This window comes from Acidithiobacillus sp. TH-A36 (assembly GCF_057473445.1).
Window position 1 is genome coordinate 1 of record NZ_JBYCKP010000164.1, and the last position, 3,867, is coordinate 3,867.

Here is a 3,867-nt window from a genome sequence, read left to right on the forward strand (position 1 = left end):
GCACAGAGCAAATTGCGCAAATTTTCCGGGGACGTTGCTCGCTTTTGTCGATGGTTTTCATTGGCCCCAGGCCCTCGCCGTCTTGCGTGGCGTGAAATAGGCAGACTAGGTGAACAAAACAGGTAATTATACAGAATATGCAGAAAATCGTTCAGATTATTGAATCCTTGCGTCTGGATCTTTCGGATGAAAAACGGCTGCAAAGCGATCTCGAAGCCGCGCTCCGGAAGGCCGGGTTGTCCTTTGCCCGTGAGCAGGCATTATCTGCCCGGGATATCCCCGACTTTTTGCTGCAGGACGGGATAGTGATTGAGTGCAAATTGCGGCCAGCGCAAAAGATGGCGACGTTTCGGCAGCTTGAGCGTTATGCCCATCATCCGGAAGTGCGCGGCCTTGTACTGGCCACCAACCTCTCCATGACGTTGCCGGAAACCATACGGGAAAAACCAGCGGTCATGGCTTCGCTGAGCAAAGGCTGGCTCTAATGGCTGAGGCCTCCCGGACCTATGGCGTTTGCCGGTATGTTTCTGATGGGACACGGCATCAGTGGTCCCTGGAAGGGATAGAACCCCATGTCGCCATTCGTCTGAAGCAGCTGTTTCCCAAAATCCCAAAACAGTCCGCTGGTCCCTTTCTGCTACCTGCCGACCTGATAACCGCTGCGGACCTCGATTGGTTCATGTCCCGTTATCCGCTGCGTATCAGCGCGGCCGACAGACGCCAGCTTGAGATCGATAAGACAGGCTTTGTGGAACGCCAGGACCATTTGGAAAACATTCTGCTGCCCACGTTCAAAGCCAGCGCCATTACCGGATTGCGCGATGGCCAACAGTTGCGCAACTATCAGGCCCAGGCCGTGGAAGTGCTCCGCTACCGAAAATCCCTGTTATTGGGCGATGAAGGGGGTCTGGGCAAAACCTTCGTGGCGGCCGCCTTCCTCTGTTCAGTGCCCGGGACGTTGCCGGCTGCCGTGGTCTGTGATGCGCATATGCAAATCCAGTGGCTCGAAAAGGTTACCGGCTTCACCCATTTGCGCGTGCATTGCATCAAAAAGACCCGTCCTTACGCGCTGCCGCCCGCCGATGTGTATGTCTTCCGTATTTCCCAAATCATGGGGTGGGCCGATATTTTTGCGACCGACTTTTTCAGGACGGTGGTGTATGACGAACCGCAATCCCTGCGCACCGGTGCCAGCACGGCCAAGGGCGCTGCCGCCAAGGTGCTTACGCAACACACCGAGTACCATCTCGGGCTGACAGCTACGCCCATCTACAACTACGGCGTGGAAATGTGGAATGTGATGCGTTTCATTGACGAGACCGTCTTGGGAGAATACGACGACTTCATGCGCGAATGGGCCGATAGCTACGGACGCATCGCCCATCCCAAGGCGCTGGGCAGTTACCTGCGCGAACAACACGTCCTTTTGCGTCGCCTTAAATCGGATGTCGGGCAGGAACTCCCCAAAGTGTCCCGCATCATTGAGTATGTGGACTACGACGAAAAAACCGTGCGCTCCGTCGAGGACCTGGCGACGGCGCTGGCGGTCAAGGCTACCACCGGATCTTTCACCGAGAGAGGCTCCGCCGTCAGAGAACTGGATATCATGGTGCGGCAAGCAACGGGTGTGGCCAAGGCCAAGGCAGTCGCCCAATTTGCGCGCCTCCTGGTCGAAGCGGGCGAATCTGTGTTGCTGGTAGGTTGGCACCGCGCCGTGTATGCGATCTGGCAGGAAGCGTTAAGCGATCTGGAACCTGCCATGTACACCGGTTCCGAATCTGCCGCCAAAAAGAATCGGGAGAAAGACCGGTTTCTGAATAGTGAAACGCCCGTATTGATCATGTCGCTGCGTTCTGGCGCAGGCCTCGACGGTCTACAACATCGCTGCTCCGTCGTGGTGTTCGGGGAACTGGACTGGTCGCCAGGCATTCATCAGCAAGTGATATGGCGGGTGGACCGGGAAGGGCAGCAATCCCCAGTTACGGTCTTTTTCCTGGTCGTGGAAGACGGCTCCGATGGGCCGATTATGGAGATTCTGGGCCTCAAGGCCAGTGAAGCGCATCAGATTGTGGATCCGTTCACCGGGCCAGAAAGGACGGACCGCGATACGGCCCGTTTCCAGGCTTTGGTGCAACGCTATTTGACGCGTGCCTCTGGCGCTCAAAAAAACGTGCAGAAAAAAGCAGGTGTTGCACCGCATGTCACGACACCGGAACAACAGGATTTGCGGGAACTGCTGGACGGATAAGGGCTGATGCCCGAACATCCTGCATCTCGAAACAAGGAGCGATATGGCATCCAAAAATTACAGCGCTGATCAATTTACCGTTCTTAAAGGCCTGGAGCCCGTGCGATTGCGCCCGGGCATGTACACGCGTACCACTTGTCCCACCCATATCGTGCAGGAACTGTTAGATAATTCTGCGGATGAAGCACTGGCTGGACAGGCTACCCAGATTGATGTGACGGTTTGCCCGGATGGCTCGGTCATAGTGGAAGATAACGGGCGGGGTATCCCCGTTGGTATTCCGCCCGGTGAGTCCCGTCCGGCTGCAGAACTCGCTTTCACAACACTGCATGCCGGTGGCAAATTCGATAAGACAGACCAAGCTTCCGCGTATCGTTTTTCGGGCGGATTGCACGGCGTCGGTGTCGCCGTTACAAACGCCCTGTCAAAGCGGGTTGTGGTGGATATTCACACCCGAGATCCGGAAGGTTCAGGCTATGGCCATTACCGCCTGGGCTTCGCTGACAGCGCCATTGAAGCGCCTCTGGTGCGCATTGAAAACAGTACTTCCCGCAAACACGGTACGCGGGTTCAGGTCTGGCCGGATGCCCGCTACTTTGATTCGCATCGGGTCAATATCCGTGAACTCACCCATCTTCTCCGTTCAAAAGCGATTCTTTTACCCGGGTTGCGGGTCACGCTCTCCCTGCCCGAACAGGAGCCCATCCTCTGGCAATACGATGACGGACTTTCCGGCTATCTGGAAGAACTGCTCGCGGATACAGAAACCATCACCCCTATTTTCACCCAGGCCGTTTACCAGGCTGATGACAGCCATGGCTTTGCTGAGGGGGAGGGGGCGAATTGGGCCATCTGCTGGGCGGCGCAGGGCTGTCCGAAACCCGAAACCTACGTGAATCTGATCCCTACCCTGGATGGGGGAACCCATGAGTCGGGGTTCCGCGCCGGCGTTTTTGAAGCTGTGCGCAGCTTTATGGAACATCACAGTCTGATGCCGGCCAAGGTGAAGCTGGTACAGGAGGATGTTACCGGCAAAATGGCCTTGGTGCTTTCCGCACGGATGCTTGACCCTCAGTTTCAGGGGCAGACCAAGGATAAACTCACCAGTCGTGAGGCTTACAAGCTCATGGTGCAGACCATTCGTGACCCTCTGGAACTGTGGCTGAACAGTCATCCCGAGGCGGGCAGGGCCATCGTCGAGCAGGCCATTCAGAGCGCACAGCTACGCAGTCGTGCGGCGCAAAAAGTGGAACGCAAAAAGGGGTCGGGGCTGGCGACCTTACCGGGCAAACTGACCGATTGCGAAAGCACAGATATTCAGCGTAATGAATTGTTTCTGGTAGAAGGGGATTCGGCGGGCGGCTCCGCCAAGGCGGCGCGTGATAAAGAATATCAGGCGCTTTTACCGCTCCGGGGCAAGGTGCTCAATACCTGGGAGGTGGATGCCGATCTGATTTTCAAAAATCAGGAAGTCCACAATATGGCAGTGGCCCTGGGTATAGAGCCGCATGGCGTAAAGGCCGATCCCGAACAGGTGCTGGCGGGGTTGCGCTACGGCAAAATCATGATTCTTTCGGATGCCGATGTGGATGGGAGCCATATTCAGGTGCTGATTTTAA

General features: G+C 56.4%; 3 protein-coding genes. All 3 read left to right on the top strand.

Features of this window, described 5'->3' with window-relative positions; genetic code table 11:
* Positions 1 to 137: 137 nt before the first annotated feature.
* Positions 138 to 485 (top strand): PDDEXK family nuclease, encoded by a 348-nt coding sequence (locus tag AC2VLY_RS04455; protein ID WP_486921825.1) that lies wholly within the window; start codon positions 138 to 140, stop codon positions 483 to 485.
* Entirely contained in the window at positions 485 to 2,248 is a 1,764-nt protein-coding gene (locus tag AC2VLY_RS04460; RefSeq protein WP_486921826.1) for an SNF2-related protein, read from the top strand. Before AC2VLY_RS04455 ends, AC2VLY_RS04460 begins: the two co-directional genes overlap by 1 nt.
* A gap of 43 nt (positions 2,249 to 2,291) precedes the next feature.
* On the top strand, positions 2,292 to 3,867 hold a 1,576-nt coding region (locus AC2VLY_RS04465), incomplete at its 3' end, for a DNA topoisomerase IV subunit B (protein WP_486921827.1).